18 protein-coding genes are annotated in these 17542 nt (G+C 64.0%); 10 read left to right on the forward strand and 8 right to left on the reverse strand.

Translation table 11 applies throughout. From position 1 onward, the window contains the following. The first annotated feature begins 149 nt into the window (after window positions 1-149). Window positions 150-1283 carry a hypothetical protein gene (locus ACR9WD_RS02025; RefSeq protein ID WP_434922612.1) on the forward strand — a complete coding sequence of 378 codons (1134 nt, stop codon included), beginning with the start codon at window positions 150-152 and terminating at the stop codon, window positions 1281-1283. Window positions 1284-1332: 49 nt separating this feature from the next. Next, complete coding sequence (locus tag ACR9WD_RS02030; protein ID WP_121866074.1) at window positions 1333-1764, forward strand: acyl-CoA thioesterase; 432 nt, start codon at window positions 1333-1335, stop codon at window positions 1762-1764. On the opposite strand, the gene ACR9WD_RS02035 is transcribed toward ACR9WD_RS02030, so the two are convergent. Further along, window positions 1761-2612, reverse strand: a complete 852-nt coding sequence (locus ACR9WD_RS02035; RefSeq protein WP_121866075.1) for a helix-turn-helix transcriptional regulator — start codon at window positions 2610-2612, stop codon at window positions 1761-1763. The genes ACR9WD_RS02030 and ACR9WD_RS02035 overlap by 4 nt on opposite strands. Window positions 2613-2803: 191 nt before the next feature. Between ACR9WD_RS02035 and ACR9WD_RS02040 the strand changes: the two genes are divergently transcribed. Next, window positions 2804-4096, forward strand: a complete 1293-nt coding sequence (locus ACR9WD_RS02040; protein ID WP_434922613.1) for a benzoate/H(+) symporter BenE family transporter — start codon at window positions 2804-2806, stop codon at window positions 4094-4096. A gap of 104 nt (window positions 4097-4200) precedes the next feature. Further along, the gene (locus ACR9WD_RS02045) at window positions 4201-4992 is read left to right on the forward strand and encodes an aspartate dehydrogenase domain-containing protein (RefSeq protein WP_434922614.1); all 792 of its coding nucleotides are present in this window, start codon (window positions 4201-4203) and stop codon (window positions 4990-4992) included. A gap of 3 nt (window positions 4993-4995) precedes the next feature. Here the strand turns inward: ACR9WD_RS02045 and pcaC are convergent, their stop codons facing one another. The 7 genes from pcaC to ACR9WD_RS02080 all read right to left on the reverse strand — a co-directional run bounded on the left by pcaC (window position 4996) and on the right by ACR9WD_RS02080 (window position 11056). Continuing rightward, window positions 4996-5403, reverse strand: a complete 408-nt coding sequence (gene pcaC, locus ACR9WD_RS02050) for a 4-carboxymuconolactone decarboxylase (RefSeq protein ID WP_038992456.1) — start codon at window positions 5401-5403, stop codon at window positions 4996-4998. A 19-nt stretch (window positions 5404-5422) separates the two neighbouring features. Then, window positions 5423-6220, reverse strand: a complete 798-nt coding sequence (locus ACR9WD_RS02055; RefSeq protein ID WP_190264518.1) for an alpha/beta fold hydrolase — start codon at window positions 6218-6220, stop codon at window positions 5423-5425. Then, on the reverse strand, window positions 6202-7608 hold the full coding sequence (locus ACR9WD_RS02060) for a lyase family protein (protein ID WP_190264519.1): 1407 nt from the start codon (window positions 7606-7608) through the stop codon (window positions 6202-6204). The genes ACR9WD_RS02055 and ACR9WD_RS02060 overlap by 19 nt, the downstream gene beginning before the upstream one ends. A 144-nt stretch (window positions 7609-7752) precedes the next feature. Beyond that, on the reverse strand, window positions 7753-8331 hold the full coding sequence (pcaG, locus tag ACR9WD_RS02065) for a protocatechuate 3,4-dioxygenase subunit alpha (RefSeq protein ID WP_038992453.1): 579 nt from the start codon (window positions 8329-8331) through the stop codon (window positions 7753-7755). Then, on the reverse strand, window positions 8332-9180 hold the full coding sequence (gene pcaH / locus ACR9WD_RS02070; protein WP_190264520.1) for a protocatechuate 3,4-dioxygenase subunit beta: 849 nt from the start codon (window positions 9178-9180) through the stop codon (window positions 8332-8334). Window positions 9181-9220: 40 nt separating this feature from the next. Next, window positions 9221-10417 (reverse strand): 4-hydroxybenzoate 3-monooxygenase, encoded by a 1197-nt coding sequence (locus ACR9WD_RS02075; protein ID WP_190264521.1) that lies wholly within the window; start codon window positions 10415-10417, stop codon window positions 9221-9223. A gap of 165 nt (window positions 10418-10582) precedes the next feature. Beyond that, entirely contained in the window at window positions 10583-11056 is a 474-nt protein-coding gene (locus ACR9WD_RS02080; protein ID WP_223308868.1) for a MarR family winged helix-turn-helix transcriptional regulator, read from the reverse strand. A 133-nt stretch (window positions 11057-11189) separates the two neighbouring features. Here ACR9WD_RS02080 and ACR9WD_RS02085 point away from each other — a divergent pair, with 133 nt between their 5' ends. The 6 genes from ACR9WD_RS02085 to ACR9WD_RS02110 all read left to right on the forward strand — a co-directional run bounded on the left by ACR9WD_RS02085 (window position 11190) and on the right by ACR9WD_RS02110 (window position 17506). Next, complete coding sequence (locus tag ACR9WD_RS02085; protein ID WP_121866079.1) at window positions 11190-12113, forward strand: SDR family NAD(P)-dependent oxidoreductase; 924 nt, start codon at window positions 11190-11192, stop codon at window positions 12111-12113. A 17-nt stretch (window positions 12114-12130) separates the two neighbouring features. Beyond that, window positions 12131-13021, forward strand: coding sequence for an amidohydrolase family protein (locus ACR9WD_RS02090; RefSeq protein WP_168201925.1), 891 nt, complete (start codon window positions 12131-12133; stop codon window positions 13019-13021). Next, window positions 13021-14208 carry an acyl-CoA dehydrogenase family protein gene (locus ACR9WD_RS02095; RefSeq protein WP_149596236.1) on the forward strand — a complete coding sequence of 396 codons (1188 nt, stop codon included), beginning with the start codon at window positions 13021-13023 and terminating at the stop codon, window positions 14206-14208. The genes ACR9WD_RS02090 and ACR9WD_RS02095 overlap by 1 nt, the downstream gene beginning before the upstream one ends. 54 nt (window positions 14209-14262) lie before the next feature. After that, on the forward strand, window positions 14263-14718 hold the full coding sequence (locus tag ACR9WD_RS02100) for a MaoC family dehydratase (protein ID WP_434922615.1): 456 nt from the start codon (window positions 14263-14265) through the stop codon (window positions 14716-14718). 61 nt (window positions 14719-14779) lie between these two features. Then, the gene (locus ACR9WD_RS02105) at window positions 14780-16297 is read left to right on the forward strand and encodes an acyl-CoA synthetase (RefSeq protein WP_434922616.1); all 1518 of its coding nucleotides are present in this window, start codon (window positions 14780-14782) and stop codon (window positions 16295-16297) included. A 210-nt stretch (window positions 16298-16507) separates the two neighbouring features. Then, window positions 16508-17506, forward strand: coding sequence for an ABC transporter substrate-binding protein (locus tag ACR9WD_RS02110; protein WP_434922617.1), 999 nt, complete (start codon window positions 16508-16510; stop codon window positions 17504-17506). The last annotated feature ends 36 nt before the right edge of the window (window positions 17507-17542 follow it).

The raw sequence follows: 17542 nt of genomic DNA on the forward strand, positions 1-17542 counted from the left end.
TCTGCCGGCCCGTTGGCCAGCCGTATCCCACGGTGCCAAGGACAGGTGAATTGCAACCCATGCCCAGGTAATGTCGATTCATCGATCCCGTAAATAGTTATCGACTGTCTTGGCAGGATTTAGGTATCTCCAGCTAATGAAATGAAGTGGTGGCGATGGAACTGGTGCAGGCGCTGATGGCAGGCGCGCGGGGACGCAGGCTACTGTGGGAATTCGCAATTGCCAGCGAAGAGCAGCTGCAACCGGAATTCGCGGAGCATCCACTGCGGGCGGCGATGTTCTATGCCGCGCATCGGGTCGCGGTCGAACGTGGCGAGAGCGTTGGCCTGTTTGGCATGGACGAGCCAGGCGTGCCCGATACCAGTGTCGAGGAGATTGCACGGCTCCTTGATGTCGCCAGCCTGGTGACGCCCACTGCGGCGCTCCTGCAACACGCGCTAGTTCGTTCGGTGGACTACGCGCGCTATTGGCAGGAACCGGATGGGGAAGACACCCTGCTGGCGTTGCCGGCTTTCGCCGCGCCTCTTGAGCGGGTCGCCCGGCATCTGGCGGACAGCGGGCTCGCGGACTGGTGGATGGATCCCGTGGATCTGCGCAACCAGTTCAAGGTGGAGTTCGACCAGCATGATCCCGTGGGTAAGTCGCAAGCTCCCGATGACGATGCCCTTGGCATTTTGCAGGACTGGAGGGGCGCGGTTCTGGCGACGGAAGCCCGCGATGCCGCGGAACTGCATAACAGCCAGCTGGGCAGCTTCAGTGGCGAATGGTGGTCCAAGCCCAGCAGCCGCCTGCCCGCCAGCACCGGTATCTTCCCTGGCGGCGAGCCTGTGGGCCTGAGCTGCGTGGAAGACGGTTTCGGGTGGGAACAGGCCAGCGTCAGGCACGCTAGTGTGCCTCCCGCAGCGAACATGCTGGAGATCGCCACGGCGGAGGACTGGATCCGTCTCTGCCGCGAACACGGCCTCGAGGTGTCCGCGCAGAAACGCCACGACTGGTATTTGGCTACTGGGCGCGACGGCGCATGGATGATCCCTGATTGGCTGGCAGTGGCGCGCGACTATGACGGGGTGCATCTGGGCATTGGTGCATATCTGGCGCTCGCCGGCCAGTGCCTCGACATCGATGAGAAGTACGCCAGCGTGATTGCCGGGTGGGATCCGGACCAGACGTTCTGGTTCACCGATGAGCTGCGGTGCTATGGGCCGGCAAAGGAATGGTTCTGCTTGGATGCCAGCAACGAGGATGCGCGGTGGGTGCCTGCTGGCAATGTTCCAAGTTCATGAGCTGTCACGGGCGCAGTGGCCAGCCCCGGTTTCTGGTGCAATGGGTTTCATGAATGACGCGAAAAACGATGAACTGGCCGCCGCAACCGAGGTCATTTTGCAATTGCGCTGGTCGGATCAGGATGCCCTGGGCCACGTGAACAATGCGCGCATCGTGACATTGATGGAAGAAGCGCGCATCCGCTGGACGCGCGAAGACGGAACTACTGGCCGATTCGAATTCGGCACAGTAGTGGCATCCATCCAGATCGACTACCTGCGCCCGCTGTACTACCAGCCCGAGATGCTCATCCGAATGGGCATCAGCCGGCTGGGCAACAAATCCTTCACCGTGCGCGGTATCGGCTACCAGGATGGGCAGCCGGTATTCGACTCGACCACGGTCATGGTGCCACTGGCCGCCGATGGCGTTTCGTCCCGGCCGCTGAACGAGCTGGAGCGCAGCTGGCTCAGCGAATCGCTGATCCCGGCACGCGGCTAGCCTCTCGGCGCCGCACCCGGACTGTTGAGCCGCGCTGCTAGATCGCGCAGCTTCGCTTCGGACTCAGAGCCCGGCTCGGTGGTGTAGATGAACAGGGTCTGGTCAGTTGCCCCGGTCACGTCCAGCGCCTCGTAGTTGACCTCCAGATAACCCACATCGGGGTGGTTGAACCGCTTGATTCCGTCCCGCCGCTCGACCACCCGGTGGTCGGCCCACCAGGTGCGGAATTCTCCGCTGTTCATCGATAGCTCTCCGACCAGCTGCGCGAGCAGCGGATCATGCGGATGGCGCCCGGCATCCAGGCGCAAGGTGCCGACCATCGACGCGGCGACCTGTTCCCAGTCGGCATAGCGCTGCCTGGCTTCGGGATCCAGGAAGGCCCAGCGGATCAGGCTGCGGTGGCGCACCGGCTTGGCCAGGAAATCGGTGAGCAGGCTGGCTGCCAGCGGATTCATGCCCAGCACCTCGGTGCGCCGACCACGGATGAAGGCCGGATGGGCGGTGAAGGAATCCAGCAGTTTGTGCAGGGATGGGCGCACCCGCTGGACGCTGCTTGATGGGCTGTTGCGCCCGGAGCCGGAGAGCGAGCGGGCCAGATTGAACAAATGCCCGGTCGCCGCCTCATCCAGTTCCAAGGCCTTGGCCAACGCGCCGAGCACTGATTCGGAGGGGCGCTTGTGACGGCCTTGCTCCAGCCGGGTGTAGTAGTCGGTGCTCACTCCGGCCAGGACCGCGACCTCTTCGCGGCGCAGGCCAGGAACGCGGCGCCGGGGACCACCATCGCCTGCCGGGCTGACCAGCGCCCGGCGCGCCTTGAGGAACTCGCCGAGCTCTGTATTGGAATTCATCGGAGCAGTCCTTTCATCCGCGGGCCGCATCGCCCCGGTCTCATCCTAGCCCTGCCTGCGGTGCTGGTCCGAGGCCAGAACTATCCTAGGACTGGCATACCCCGGATCAATGTGCCACTTCCCACGGCCCCCGGAGCGGTGCATTAGTGATGGACTATTAATGCCACTGCCACCGTCATCCTGGAGAGCGCATGCCCAAGCCAGCCAATTTCTTGCCCACCTACGAATCGGCTCCAGCACCCGCGCGGTCACCGCGCGAACCGCTGCTGGAGCGGCCCGCGAGCAGGCCTGCCGGGATCCGCGCCCTGCTGCGCGATCTGGGCGCGGTCTATGCCAGCAATGGGGTGATCGGCCTGGTCTTCTCAGCCTCTGGCCCCATCGCGGTCACCCTTGCCGTGGGTGCCGCGGGCGGGCTATCCCAGGCCGAGATGGCTTCCTGGGTTTGCGGGATCTTCCTCTCCGCCGGGTTGGCGACCATCGTGATGTCCCTGCTCTACCGCCAGCCGCTGGGCTTCGCCTGGTCCATCCCCGGCACGGTGCTGCTGGGTCCTTCGCTGCAGCACCTGTCCTTCGCCGAAGTGGTCGGGGCGTTCTTCGTCTCGGGGGTGCTGGTCCTGGCGCTGGGAGCCACCGGGGTAGTGCGCCGGGTCATGGCGGCCATCCCGATGCCGATTGTGATGGCCATGGTGGCGGCGGTCTTCCTGCGCTTTGGCACCGACATCGTCTCAGCCACCCAAGCCAACCCGGTGGTGGCCGCTCCCATGGTGCTGGTCTTCGTGCTGCTCAGTGCGGTGCCGGCGCTGGGCCGAAAACTGCCACCGGTGCTGGGCACGCTGATCGCCGGCATCATTGCCGTGGCCGCCAGCGGGCAGTTCGCATTGGATGCCGCGGGCGGTCCGGTACTTGCCACCCCGGTGTTCACCGCTCCGGAATTCACCTGGGCCGCGCAACTTGAACTGGTGGTACCGTTGGCCATCACCGTGCTGATCGTGCAAAACGGCCAGGGCGTTGCGGTGCTGCGTGCCGCCGGGCACCAGCCGCCGGTCAATGCCTTCGCCCTGGCCTCCGGCGGTTTCTCAATCCTCAACGCCTGCTTCGGCGCGGTATCCGCCTGCGTCACCGGGCCCACCAACGCGCTGCTCACCTCATCGGGCGAAAAGCACCGCCACTACACAGCGGCGGTGGTCTATGGATTCCTGTCCCTGGTCTTCGCCCTGCTGGCTCCGACGCTGACCCGCTTCATGCTGGCCACCCCTGAGGCATTCGTGCTGGCCTTGGGAGGCATCGCCATGCTCAAGGCCCTGCAGCAGGCGTTCGTGACGGCCTTCGCCACGAAGTTCTCCCTTGGCGCGCTGGTGACATTTGTCGTGACAATTTCCGGTCTGGACCTGTTCAACATCCACGCGGCCTTCTGGGGCATCCTCTTCGGCTATGCCGCCTCCCGGCTCATGGAGCGCGGCGACCATGCCTCCGCGGCCGGGTAATAGCGCGGAGCTCCTGTCGTTCCGGGACCACGCCGGTTCGTGATGGTCGCGCCAGCTGGCTAAGCTGGCGATAGCTGGCATCAAAGGATTCGGACAGGACGGTCATGGCCGCGGGCAGCATGTATCGGGTGGGAGTAATGGGCTATGGCGCCATCGGCTCCGTGGTGGCGGATCAATTGGCTGCCGGGAGCGTGGCGGGCGCCCAGCTTGAAGGGGTGATCCTGCGCCGGCATCAGCCGGGGCTGGAACATGAACAGTTGAATCTCCAGCAGGCGCTGGAGCGCTGCGACCTGGTGGTCGAATGCGCGGGCCAGCACGCTGTGCGGGAGCATGCGGTGCGCATCCTGGAGGCAGGGGTCGACCTGCTGGCCAGTTCCATGGGAGCGCTGGCCGACCCGGATCTTGCCGCATCAGTGCAAGCTGCCGGGCCAGGCCGGCTGATCAGCACCGCCGGGGCCATTGGCGGATTGGACCTGCTTGGTGCGGCGGCACGAATGGGCGGCATCGAGCAGGTGCTGGTAACTACGCGCAAGCTGCCGGCCACCTTGGTGCAGCCGTGGATGGATGCGCGGCGGCGCCGCGAACTGGAGCAGGCCAGCGGCCCGGTAGAGGTATTCAACGGTCCGGCTGCGGTGGCGGCCCGCGACTTCCAGAAGTCGCTGAATGTCGCCGCGGCAGTGGCCTTAACAGTGGGGGATTGGGACGCGGTGCAGGTCAGGCTGCTCGCCGATCCGGCGGCAGAGCTGACCGAGCACCTCATCGAAGCGCACGGGCCAGCCGGCGAGTACAGCTTCTCGGTCAAGAATTACCCATCGCCGCGCAACCCGCGCACCAGCGGCATCGTCCCGTGGGCCTTGCTGCACTCGATCCAGCAGGCCGCGGATGCGCGGCGCTAGCGGCTAGTTGCCTTCGGCCGCCGCGTACTCGTCCAGCACCTTCTTGCCGATCTTGAACGCCACATTCGCTGCCGGAACGGAGCAGTAAATGGCGCACTGCAAGAAGACTTCCTTGATCTCTTCCGGGGTCATGCCGTTGCGCAGGGCGGCGTGCACATGCATTTCCAGCTCTTCCCAGTATCCGCCGGCAATCATTGCAGTCAGCGTGATGGCGCTGCGGGTGGTGCGTGGCAGGCCTTCGCGGGTCCAGATGGTGCCCCAGGCGTAGCGGGTGATCATCTCCTGGAATTCGTCGGTGAACTCGTTCGAGTTCTTGGTGGAACGATCCACGTGCTCATTGCCCAGGACCTGGCGGCGCACCGCCATGCCGGCATCGTAGGTGTCGCCAGGAAGGCGTGATGATTCAGTCATTGTCTGCTAGTCCTCGCTGCTAGTTGGCCAGGAAGAAGTCGACCAGCAAGGCCGCAGTTTCTTCCGGTGCCTCGGCCGGGGCCAGATGGGCTGCCGAATCAATGACCGCCATGGTTCCGTGCGGTGCATTTTCGGCAATGAATTCAGCGTCTGCAGGAGGGCAGACCTGGTCCTGCGCGCCGTTGATGGCAATAATCGGGTCGCTGGTGGAAGCCAGCTGCTCGCGCACGTCGAATCCTGCCAGGGCGCCGCAGACGTGGGCGTAGGCGAATCGGTCGGCGTCCTGCAGGCTGTGCAGCAGCTCGGTGCTGATCACCGGCTGCTTCTCGATGAACCCCGGTGCGAACCAGCGTTCGGCGGAACCGGCGACCATGGTCGGGGTGCCGGCCTTGGCGACCAGCTCGGCACGGTCGGTCCACGCTTCCGGGGTGCCGATTTTCGCCGCCGAGCAGATGGAGGATAGCCCGTCGAAGAAGCCCGGGTGGTCTACCGCCAGCTGCAGTGCGGTTGCCCCGCCCACCGAAACGCCCGCGTAGTACAGCTTGGAGCCCTCGGCGATGACGCCGTCGGCACGCAGCGCCTGAACAACTTCGGTGACCCCGGTGGCCAGCTCGGCCAGCGTGAATTCCTCCGTGGATGGCTTGCTCTCGCCATGCCCCGGAAGGTCCCAGGCAATGACCTGGAAGTGCTCTTTGAGGTAGGGCAGGGCCGGTGCCCACAGCGGCAGGGCGGCGGTGCCCAGCGAGGGGCCGGCAATGAGGGTGGGAAGTTCCTTGCTGGTATGCAGCAAGGAGGGGGTTAGTTGCGGGACTGCCATAGTTCCTTCCGTGCCGAGTAATCGGCGAGTACGGTATCGGTGAAGCGATCCGCGGCACCGAGGTAGCCGGCTGGATCAAGTAATTCGTCGAGGTCCTGGTCGCTTAGATCATGGGTGGGGATTTCCAGGCGCAGCAGTTCGCGCAGGGAAACATCCTCGTCCAGGCTGCGGCGCACCAGCGCCTGGATGGCCGGTTTTCCGCCAACCACCAGTGGAGCCAGAACGGCAGCGAGGCGCTCGGAGAGCACCGCATCCCCGCCCAGGGCGAGGTTCCGCTCGATGGCAGCGTGATTCACCGTCAGGCCGTTGGCCAAGAATGCGGCGTGGAAGGCGGCGCCGGAAGCCAGCCGGGCCAGTTCGCGCAGGGCGCTCCATTCGGCATGCCAGCCGCCATCAGGGCGTTCATCCACTGCGGTACCGGCAGCGGTGAACAGTGTGGAGAGCAGGCCGGGGGCACTGAACGCCGCATTGCGCAGCAGCACCGAGCGCACCGGGTTCTGCTTCTGCGGCATGGCCGAGGAACCGCCCTTGCCAGCCTCGCGCGGTTCGGACAGCTCGCCGATTTCCGGGCGGGAGGCGGTGAGCACATCCGCGCCGAAGGTCCCCAGCGCGGCAATGGCCGAACCCAGCGCGGAGCCGAGTTGGAGGATAGGCATGCGGTTGGTGTGCCAAGGCGTTCCCGGATCGGCCAGGCCCAGCAGATCCGCCAGTTGCGAGGCCAGCGACTTGCTCGTGGCTGTTTTTTCCGTGTGTCTGGAGAGCAGCTGCTCCAAGGATGCGAGCGTTCCCACCGCTCCGCCCCACTGCAGGCGCAGCTGCCCGGTGGCGGCGTCCAGCTGCCGTTCGGCATCCAGTACAGCAGTTAACCAGCTGGCGGCCTTCCACCCCAGGGTAGTGGGCAGAGCATGCTGGGTCAGCGAGCGGGCAATGCACACGGTGGACCGGTGCTCGCGCGCCAGGGCCGCCAACCCGCCAGCGGTGCTGCGCAGATCGGCCAGCGTGAGCGTGATCGTCTTGGAGAGCACCAGCATCAGCGCGGTGTCGATGATGTCCTGGCTGGTCGCCCCGCGGTGCAAGGCGGTGCTGGCAGTTTTCGCCGCGCCATCATGCGTGAGCAGCTCTCGCATCATGCCCAGCAGCGGGATCAGCGCATTGGCGCCATCCGGCGTCTTGGACGCCAGCAGCGCCAGGTCGTAGCGGTCCACGCTGGCCACCTCGCGCACCGCCTGCGCATCCTCGATGCTGCACAGGCCGGCGTCCGCCTGGACCTGCACCCAGGCGGCTTCGGCATCCAGCATCCCCTGGACGAAAGCCGCGTCGCTGGCCAGCGCCGAGGCCGCGGTACCAGCCCAGGCAGGGGCCAGTACGCCGTAGTCTGCGCCTTCCATTCGGTCCCTCGATTCTTAACTGTAAGCGTGCACGCCGTTCTTCTAGAACTCTAGTGCCCGGCAACGGGCGAAACCCCGCCGGGTGCTTCAACGCCCGTAACAGTACGGGCGCCGGGGCAGCCTGGCGGGGTGGTGCGATGAGTTCTAGCTTTCGCGCGGGTAGGACAGGAACACCGTCTCGTTCTCGCCCTGCAACCGGATGTCGAAGCGCAGCGAGCCGTCCTGTTCGCGGGTGGCGATCAGCGTGGAGCGTTCTGCTTCGCTCAGCGATGCCAGCAGCGGGTCATTGGCCAGCGCTTGCGTGTCCTCCGGCAGGTAGATGCGGGTGAACAGCCGGTTGAGCAGGCCGCGGGCGAAGACCGTGAGCATGATGAACGGCGCCTTGCCTTCTTCGGTGGGGCCAGGGTTCACCGTGGTGAAGGTGTAGTGCCCGACGTTGTCCACGGCCACGCGGCCCCACCCGGTGAAGGTGTAGCCGTCGCGGACCAGCGAGCCGTCGCGCGAGACGACCTTGCCGTGCTCGTCGGCCTGCCAGATTTCCAGCAGCGCGTCCGGGATGACCTCGCCGTTGCCATCGGTGATGACCCCGTGCAGGCGCACCGAGTTCGGGTTGGCCTGGCTGGCCAGCTCGTTGTCCTTCTCGAAGGGCAATGCATAGCCGTAGAACGGGCCGATGGTCTGTCCCGGGGTCGGGACGAGTTTCAGTTCAGGTGCCTGTGCCATTTAGTGCTCTCCCTCTTCGTCTTCCATCCAGGTGCGGTTGCTGCCGGTGAGCACGATGTCCCAGTTGTAGCCGGTGGCCCATTCGTGGCTGGTCAGCGAATGGTCGTAGGTGGCGACCAGGCGGTCGCGGGCCTTCGCATCGGTGATCGACTGGTAGATCGGATCCAGCGCGAACAGCGGATCGCCGGGGAAGTACATCTGGGTGATCATGCGCTGGGTGAAATCGGTGCCGAACAGCGAGAAGTGGATGTGCGCCGGGCGCCAGGCGTTGTGATGGTTCTTCCACGGGTACGGCGCCGGCTTGATGGTGGTGAACGAGTATTCGCCGTTCGGGCCGGTGATCGCCCGGCCTACGCCGGTGAAGTTCGGGTCGATCGGGGCCGGGTGCTGGTCGCGCTTGTGGATGTAGCGGCCGGCGGCGTTGGCCTGCCAGATTTCCACCAGCTGCCCGGCCACCGGGCGGCCGTCGCCATCCAGCACACGGCCTGCCACCACAATGCGCTCGCCGATCGGCTCGCCATTGTGCTGGATGGTCAGATCCGATTCCAGTGCGTGCACGTCGCGCTGGCCGAAGGCCGGGGAGTGCAGCTCGATGGTTTCCGGATCCGCGTGATGCAGGTTCTTGGTCGGGTGGCGCAGCAGCGAGGAGCGGTAGGGTGCGAAATCGATGCGCGGCTGGGTTTCGGCCTTCTTGCCGGCCAGGACTTCCTGGCGGTAGGCCTCGTGGATGTCTGCGATTTCGCCGCTGATCTCATCTTGGCTGGCGGTGGTTGCCGCCGGGTCCAGCAGATGCGAGTTGGCGAAGGATTCGGCTTCGGTGCCGTCCTGGGGTGTGGTGCCGGTGCTCAATGCGGGCTCCTTTCAAGGATGCGGTGGTAAGTCAGGGAGTTCAGGCGTGGGGCCAGCCGGTGTAGGACTCGGCCAGATACTGCTGGCCGAACCGCGAGGAGGTGACGGTTTCCAGCTCGCCCAGGGCGCGCTTGGCCATGAACGGGTCGCCGCCTACCGGGGTGTGCAGCATGGAGGTCATCCAGTAGGAGAAGTTCTGCGCCTTCCACACCCGCTTCAGTGCCAGGTCGGAGTAGCCTTCCAGCAGCTGGTCGCTGCCGGTGGAGAAGTAGGAATCCAGCGCTTCGAAGAGCACCTTCACATCGGCGAAGGCGAGGTTCAGGCCCTTGGCGCCGGTGGGCGGGACGGTGTGCCCGGCGTCGCCGATCAGGAACAGGCGCCCGTGGGAGAGCGGTTCGCGCACGAAGGAGCGGAAGCCCAGCACGGTCTTGTCGAAGATCGGCCCGGTCTTCAGCTGGAAGTCATCCGGCCCGTCCACGCGCTTTTGCAGTTCGGCCCAGATGCGGTCGTCGCTCCAGGCGTTCACGTCTTCGTTCGGGTCGCACTGGAAGTACATGCGCTGCACGGTTTCGCTGCGCTGGGAGATCAGCGCAAAGCCATGCGGGGAGTTGGCGTAGATCAGCTCGGGTGCGGACTTCGGCGCTTCGGTGAGGATGCCGAACCAGGCGAAGGGGTAGGTGACCTTGAAGTCCTGCTTGACGGTCTCGGGCATCTGGCGGCGGGCGAAGGAGCGCGAGCCGTCGGCACCGACGATCACATCAGCGTGCACCTCGAACTCGGTGCCCTCGGCGTCGGTGAAGCGGAACTTCGGGGTGGTGGTCTCGATGTCGAGGATCTCGGTGACCTCGCAGGAGTAGCGCACGTCGCCCTGGTCGCGGTGGCGGGCCGCGGACAGGTCCACGAACACCTCGTTCTGCGCGTAGAGGGTGACGGTGGCGTCCACCAGGTCGCGGAAGTCCAGCGGGTGGGATTCGCCGTTGAAGCGCAGGTCGATGCCGGCGTGCTCGTCGCCGTGGGTGAGCACGCGGCCGTCGACGCCGGACTCGGTGAGCATCTGCACCGCTTGGGCTTCGAGGATTCCGGCGCGGTGGGTGTTGCGGATGGTTTCGTGGTCGCGCATTTCCACGACGATGTTATCGATGCCGGTCTTGGCCAGCAGATGCGAAAGCATGAGCCCGGCCGGACCGCCGCCGATGATGCCGACCTTGGTCTTGAGGATGCGTGGATTCTGGACCATGGGACCTTGCCTTGCTGTCGTCTGGGCCATGTCCCACGCGGCCGGCTGCGTTGCCGGGCGGGGTCATATGGCCGAGGGAAGTATTGGGGAACTTCCACAAGCATGCGATGCGGGTGACCTGGCCGACAGCCAAGTTCTCAATGAATGAGAATAATCAAGGAATGGCTACTGCGTTTCGGCCAACGCCACGCGGGATAGCAGGTCGCGCAGCTGGAGGCGTTCATCGGGGGTGAGCGCCTCGAGGGTTTCATTTTCGTTCGCCTTGGTAACCTTCCTGGCCTGCGCGTAGAGCTTGCGCCCGGCGTCCGTGGCCACGATGACCTTGGAGCGGCGATCCTTGGGATCCGGCATGCGCGTGACCAGCCCGCTGGATTCCAAGCCGTCCACCAGAGGGACGATCTGGCTGGGATCCAGGGCCAGGAATTCTGCCAGATCGCGCTGGGTTGGCACGATGTCGCTGCAGGCCAGCGAGAGCACCGAGTAGGACCGCACCTTCAAGCCCAGGGGCTTCAGTGCTTGGTTGGCCCGGCTTGATCCCAGGGAGCGCATGCGCGCCACCAGGAAGTTCAGCTCCTGCACGAGATCGCATTTCATGAACTGTTCTTCCTTCGCTGATTTGGCGGTGATTTTATTGCTCACTCCACTATCCCCATTTTTCATGAAAAAATAAACCATTGACTTTCTCAAGGATTAAAGATCTTATGTATGTAGTCAAGGTTCCCACTTTCTACCAAGGGGGAGCAATCGAAACACCCATTGAAATGGAGAACTCATGTCGCTAGCAGGAAAAGTTGCCATCGTCACCGGAAGCGGACGCGGACTGGGTCTGAGCTACGCGCAAGAATTGGCTCGCCAGGGCGCGGCGGTCATCATCAACGATGTTGACCCAGCTGCTGTGGAAGCTGCAGTTTCCTCCATTGCCGCAGCCGGCGGCAAAGCCGCCGGCATCGTCGCGGCCGTCGGCTCCACCGAAGCCGCCAAGGCGCTGGTGGCTGGCGCAGTCGAGAACTTCGGCCGCTTGGACATCCTGGTGACCAATGCAGGAGTGCTGCGCGACAAGTCGCTGCTGAAGATGACCGATGAGGATTTCGACCTGGTCATCAACGTCCACCTGCGTGGCACCTTCACTTGCGTCCGCGAGGCCTACGCCTACTTCAAGGAGAACGATATCCGCGGCCGCATTATCGCCATCGGTTCACCGACCGGGCAGCGCGGCAACTTCGGGCAGACCAACTACTCGGCAGCCAAGGCCGGCATCGTGGGCATGGTGCGCACCTGGGCGCTGGAAATGAAGCGCGCCGGCATTGCCGTCAACGCTGTCATCCCGGTGGCTGCCACCGAAATGACCAAGACGGTTCCGTATTTCGCCAAGGCCGTCGAGGCTGATGAGCGCGGCGAAGCCATGCCTGACTTCTTCCGCAAGGATCTGGGCTTCGGCACCGCAGACGATGTGGCCGGACTGATCGCATTCCTGGCTTCCGAGGAAGCAGGCGGCATCACTGGCCAGGCTATTGGCGCCGGCGGCGACCGCCTGCAGCTGTGGAGCCACCCAGAGGCCATCGCCTCGGAATTCAACGACGGCGGCTGGGACTATGCAACACTTCAGGAGCGGTTCCCCTTCGCGGGCAACCAGCAGTCCGTTGGCGAGAAGTTCCCGGAGCTTCCTGAAGAACTCCGCCCAGAACCAGCCAAGTAACCTCCGGAGGAAAACCCGTGACTGCACGCTATGAATTAGGAGTCGACTTCGCGGCTTTGGACGCCATCGATATGCACGTGCATCTTGAAGTCGACGAATGCGGCCACAAGGCCATGCCGGAAGACCTCTTCGATGCCTCGGCGGCCTATTTCAAGTCGGAAGACCGGACCCCGTCCATCGACAGCATTGCGCAGCTCTATCGCGAGCAGAAGATGGCAGCGGTGGTCTTCACGGTCGATGCGCGCACCGCACTGGGCCATGAGCCGAACTCCATCGAGGACCTGGTGGAAGGGTGCGCGCGGAACAATGACGTGCTGATTCCCTTCGGTTCGGTGGATCCGCGCCGCGGCAAGCAGGCAATTGAAGACGCACGGTACCAGGCCGAGACCTTGGGCGTGCGCGGCTTCAAGTTCCATCCGTCATTGCAGGGTTTCGACCCGAGCGATGAAAGCTTCTACCCGCTCTGGGAGACGCTGCAGGAACTGCGCCTGCCCTGCATCTTCCACACCGGGCAGAACGGAATGGGCGCAGGGCTTCCCGGCGGCCGAGGCATCAAGCTGCGCTATTCCAATCCGCTGCTGCTGGACGATGTTGCCGCGGACTTCCCTCACCTGGTCATCATCATGGCGCACCCTTCGGTGCCGTGGCAGGACGAGGCGAACTCGATTGCCACGCACAAGGCGAATGTCTACATCGACCTCTCGGGCTGGAGCCCCAAGTACTTCCCGGCCTCGCTGGTGAAAATGGGGAATAATGTGCTTTCGCGCAAGTTGCTGTTCGGCACCGACTTCCCGCTGATCACCCCGCAGAAATGGCTGGGCGCATTTGCCGATCTGGAGCTGAGGGACGAGGTCCGCCCGGGAATCCTGAAGGGCAATGCACTGCGCGTGCTGGGGGTGGAGGGCTGATGGAAGCCGTAGCCACCAGTGACTTCTACGGATTCACGGACTTGCTCAGCGAGGCCGAGCGCAGCGCGTTGTCGCGTCTGCGTGGCCTGCTTCAGGAGTACGTGCGCCCGGTGCTCGATGAGTACTGGGAACGCGGGGAATTCCCGGAGCAGATCGTCGCGCCGCTGGTCGACGCCCAGCTGATGGAACCAGCCGAAGTGCTCCAGGCTGGCGAGCGGCCCACGGGCCTCTACGCCGGTTTCCGCAACTTCGAACTGGGTCGTATGGATGCCTCGGTCGCCACCTTCTACAACGCGCAATCGGGACTGTTCCGCACCACCGTGAATCTCGGCGGAAGCCCAGAGCAGGTGGCGCAGCTGGAACCGCAGATCACGTCCTTCGCCTACAAGGGCGTGTTTGCCCTGACCGAGCCGGAGCACGGCTCGGACATCGCCGGCGGGCTGGCAACCTCAGCCAAGCGGGAACAGCGCGACGGGGAAGACGGCTGGCTGATCAACGGGGCAAAACGCTGGATCGGTGGCGCCGGCCAGGCAGATGTTCTGGCGGTTTTCGCCCGCGACAAGGCTGACTCCCAGGTCAAGTGCTTCCTGGTGCCAACGAATGCGCCGGGCGTGAAGATCAGCAAAATCCCGGGCAAGACCAGCCTGCGCATCATGCAGAACGCGGATATCGAGCTGTCCGGAGTCTGGGTTTCGGCCTCCGCCCGTCTGGAGAAGATCAACTCCTTCGCGGACGTCGCGGCTTGCCTGCGCAATATGCGCTCGGATGTCGCCTGGATTGCCACCGGCGTGTGCTTCGGAGCATATGAATCGGCCCGCGACTACGTCGCCAAGCGCAGCCAGTTCGGCAAGCCGCTGGGCTCCTTCCAGCTCGTCCAGGAAAAACTGGCGCATATGCTCTCCAATGCCACCGCCAGCTTGGCCATGGTGGTGCGGCTGACCCAGCAGCAGGAAGCAGGCATCTACCGCGACGAGAACTCGGCGATGGCCAAGATGTTCACGGCCCGGATGCTGCGCGAGACCGCGGCGCTGGCCAGGGAAGTATGCGGCGGCAACGGGATCTTGCTGGAGAACAGCGTGGCCCGCCATCACGCGGATGCCGAAGCCATCTATTCCTACGAGGGCACCCACGAGATCAATTCGCTGATCATCGGCCGGGCCATTACCGGCGTCAGCGCCTTCCGCTGACTTCTGCAGCACCGGACTTCAGCAACAAACGACTACAACATCAGGAGAAACACCATGGCACCGACCATTTTGGATTACGCAGACCTCGCCACCGCCAAGGGCAAGGACCTGGGCTACAGCGAGTACCGCGTGGTCACGCAGGAGCAGGTCAACACCTTCGCCGACGCAACCGATGACCATCAGTGGATCCATACCGATCCGGAAAAGGCCAAGGACGGCCCCTTCGGCGGTCCGATCGCCCACGGCTACTTGACCTTGAGCCTCCAGATCGCCTTCTGGAGCGAGCTCTTCGACGTCACCGGCGTGAAGACCAAGGTCAACTACGGCCTGGAAAAAGTCCGTTTCCCATCGCCCGTGCCAGTGGGCGCCAAGGTCCGCATGAAGGCTCAAATCGCCGAGGTGGAAGAGGTCAAGGGCGGCTACCAGATCGCCGTAGACCAGGTAGTTGAAGTGGAGGGCGGCACGAAGCCGGCCGTCGTCTCCCGCGGGATCTACCGCTTCTACGCCTAGTCCGCAGCACTGCTGGGCCTGTGCTGCACCGCATCGATCGACCTAACGAAAAGAGTGACAGATGTTGAATAAGGGGTTTGGCAACTGGATCCACCGGCGCCGGGTGAAATCCGCGCAGCAGGTTGCGGTGATCCATGCGGGGGTCAGCCTGAGCTACGCTCAGCTCGCCGAACGCATCGACAAGCTCAGCAGCGCCTTGGCCGCCCAGGGGATCACCCGGGGCAGCCGGGTGGCGTTCCTCGGCGCCAACCACGCCGCCTATCTGGAGACCATGTTCGCCGCCACGCAGCTCGGGGCGCTGTTCGTTCCGCTCAACGTGCGCTTGGCTCCGAGGGAACTTAACTTCGCCTTGCGCGATTCGGGCAGTGAGGTGCTGATCTATGTCGAGAACTTCGCCGCAGAAGCGCATGCAGCCATCGAGGGCAGCCCGGTGGCCCAGGCATGGGACGTTGCGCTGGTCCCCTGCGAAGACAGCTCCTACGAGCGGGCCTTGCAAGCCGGTGAGGCAACCCACCCGGACCTGGCCGTGGAACTCGAAGACCCAGCCATCATCCTGTATACCTCGGGCACTACAGGCACACCCAAGGGCGCGGTCCTCACCCACGCGAACATGACATGGAATTCCTACAATGTCATCGTGGACTACGACATCACCAGCACATCGGTGGTCCTGCTCATCGCTCCGCTATTCCATGTGGCGGCACTGGGCATGGGCGCGCTGCCGGTGCTGCTCAAGGGCGGAACCGTTGTGCTGCAGGAGCGCTTCGAACCAGCGGCGGTCCTGGATGCTGTGGAACGCTACCAGGTCACTCAGCTTTCGGGAGTGCCAACCACCTTCCAGCTGCTGGCCGAGCATGAGAATTGGGCGAACACGGACTTATCCTCGCTGCAGATGCTCACCTGCGGCGGCTCGGCCGTGCCGCTGCGCGTGCTGGAAGCCTACGAAGCCCGCGGACTGGGATTCAGCGGCGGGTACGGGCTGACCGAAACCGCGCCGGGGGCCACGTTGCTGCAGGCGGTGCATTCGCGTCCGAAAATGGGTTCGGCCGGCTTGCCGCACTTCTTCACCGATATCCGTATCGCCGATTCACTGGGCAATGAACTGCCCGCCGGCGAGGTCGGCGAAATCCTGATCAGCGGTCCCAACGTCATCAAGGAATACTGGAACCGTCCCGAAGCGACGGCCGGGTCATTCTACGAACCCGACTGGTTCCGTTCAGGGGATATCGGGCATGTGGACGAGGAGGGTTTCCTGTTCATCTCGGACCGCCTGAAGGACATGATTATCTCCGGCGGAGAGAACATCTATCCGGCAGAAGTCGAGCAAGCCATCATGGAGCTGCCCGAAGTCGAGTCTGTCGCTGTCATCGGGATCCCGGATGACAAATGGGGCGAAGTGCCGCGCGCAATCGTCGTGCTCAAGCCCGGCAGCTCAATGTCCCAAGAAGGCATCATGGCACATCTCGATGGCCGGTTGGCACGCTACAAGATTCCGCGTACAGCAGTATTCCTCGAGGAACTGCCTCGCACGGCCAGCGGCAAGATCCGCAAAGCGGATCTGCGCAAGCAGTACAGCTGAGGATTCCCAGCCCGGGCGCTTCCGGAAGCGCTCGGGCTGGAACGCGTTGGCCATCGGTCAGGATCTGGCCAGGAATCCCTGAAGTTAAATCGTTATAAGATCAACCATTGACTTTTTCAATGATTGATCTAGTCTGGATATGTGTCTCAAATCACACGCAATTCGCGGTCCGCCAATGGGGACCGGGACACTGGCTTTCTAGGGGGAAACATGAATAAGCGCTGGTCTACATTGCTCGCAGGTGCGGCGGTCCTGTCATTGGGCCTGGTTGGCTGCGGCGGAGGGTCGCTCTCCGGCTCGGAGGGATCCGAGGGAAGTAATTCGGCAGCTGCTGAAGACGGCTCGTTGACCAAGATTACCGTGGGCATCCTGCCCATCGCGCCGTCGGTAGCAGTGCAGCAGGGCATCGATGCCGGCACCTTCGAGAAGCACGGGTTGGATGTAGAGCTGAGCACCTCCAATGCCGGCGCGGCGATGCTGCCAGCAGTGTCCACCGGCGAATTGGCGATTGCCGTAGGCAACCCGCTGTCGGTGATGACCGCCGCGGACAAAGGCCTGGATATGAAGATCGTCACCGGCTACTCCGCTTCCCGCTCCTCCGGCGAAGACGTCAACGGCGTAGTTGCCCGCAAGAGCTCGAATATCGGCGGCTGGAAGGACCTGGCCGGGAAGACCACGTCGGTCAACGCGCTGCGCACCCAAGGGGATCTGACCATCATGGAATCGGCGGAAATGGACGGTGCCAATCCCGAGGACCTGAAGTTCAGTGAAATGCCGTTCCCGGATATGGAAGCCCAGCTGGACCGCGGCAATGTCGACGCGATCTGGGTTCCCGAGCCGTTCCTCTCCCGTGCGCTGGCCAACAAGGACAACGAATTGGTGGGCTACCCGAACCAGGACGCCATTGTCGGCATGCCGACCATGGTCAGCTTCACCAGCGGCAAATTCGCCGCGGAGAACCCCGAAGTCATCACGAACTGGAAGGCCGCAATGGCAGAAGTGCTCGACGCGGCTGAAGGCGATCCGGACGCAGCACGCGCCATGCTCCCGGATTTCATCAACATGGACGCCAAGGTGGCCGAAGGCCTGGTAATGGAAACCTGGAACGCCGAGACCCCGATTCCCGAACTGACCAAGCTCGGCGATCTGGCAGCCAAGTTCGGATTCCTGGACAAGGCCCCGGACATGGACCAGCTGGTCATCAAGTAATCCAACCGCTTCGCATTCGCGCTGCCGCGGACCCAG

It is taken from the genome of Glutamicibacter sp. PAEs-4, assembly GCF_051161755.1.
In the GTDB taxonomy this organism is placed as follows: domain Bacteria; phylum Actinomycetota; class Actinomycetes; order Actinomycetales; family Micrococcaceae; genus Glutamicibacter; species Glutamicibacter nicotianae.

What these genes read in the sequence shown, in the direction of transcription:
- pcaC (WP_038992456.1), bottom strand. Translation starts at nt 5,403, where the DNA reads ATGACTGAATCATCACGCCTTCCTGGCGACACCTACGATGCCGGCATG.
- ACR9WD_RS02055 (WP_190264518.1), bottom strand. Translation starts at nt 6,220, where the DNA reads ATGGCAGTCCCGCAACTAACCCCCTCCTTGCTGCATACCAGCAAGGAA.
- ACR9WD_RS02110 (WP_434922617.1), top strand. Translation starts at nt 16,508, where the DNA reads ATGAATAAGCGCTGGTCTACATTGCTCGCAGGTGCGGCGGTCCTGTCA.
- ACR9WD_RS02075 (WP_190264521.1), bottom strand. Translation starts at nt 10,417, where the DNA reads ATGGTCCAGAATCCACGCATCCTCAAGACCAAGGTCGGCATCATCGGC.
- ACR9WD_RS02095 (WP_149596236.1), top strand. Translation starts at nt 13,021, where the DNA reads ATGGAAGCCGTAGCCACCAGTGACTTCTACGGATTCACGGACTTGCTC.
- ACR9WD_RS02105 (WP_434922616.1), top strand. Translation starts at nt 14,780, where the DNA reads ATGTTGAATAAGGGGTTTGGCAACTGGATCCACCGGCGCCGGGTGAAA.
- ACR9WD_RS02045 (WP_434922614.1), top strand. Translation starts at nt 4,201, where the DNA reads ATGGCCGCGGGCAGCATGTATCGGGTGGGAGTAATGGGCTATGGCGCC.
- pcaG (WP_038992453.1), bottom strand. Translation starts at nt 8,331, where the DNA reads ATGGCACAGGCACCTGAACTGAAACTCGTCCCGACCCCGGGACAGACC.
- ACR9WD_RS02030 (WP_121866074.1), top strand. Translation starts at nt 1,333, where the DNA reads ATGAATGACGCGAAAAACGATGAACTGGCCGCCGCAACCGAGGTCATT.
- ACR9WD_RS02100 (WP_434922615.1), top strand. Translation starts at nt 14,263, where the DNA reads ATGGCACCGACCATTTTGGATTACGCAGACCTCGCCACCGCCAAGGGC.
- ACR9WD_RS02040 (WP_434922613.1), top strand. Translation starts at nt 2,804, where the DNA reads ATGCCCAAGCCAGCCAATTTCTTGCCCACCTACGAATCGGCTCCAGCA.
- ACR9WD_RS02035 (WP_121866075.1), bottom strand. Translation starts at nt 2,612, where the DNA reads ATGAATTCCAATACAGAGCTCGGCGAGTTCCTCAAGGCGCGCCGGGCG.
- ACR9WD_RS02060 (WP_190264519.1), bottom strand. Translation starts at nt 7,608, where the DNA reads ATGGAAGGCGCAGACTACGGCGTACTGGCCCCTGCCTGGGCTGGTACC.
- ACR9WD_RS02085 (WP_121866079.1), top strand. Translation starts at nt 11,190, where the DNA reads ATGTCGCTAGCAGGAAAAGTTGCCATCGTCACCGGAAGCGGACGCGGA.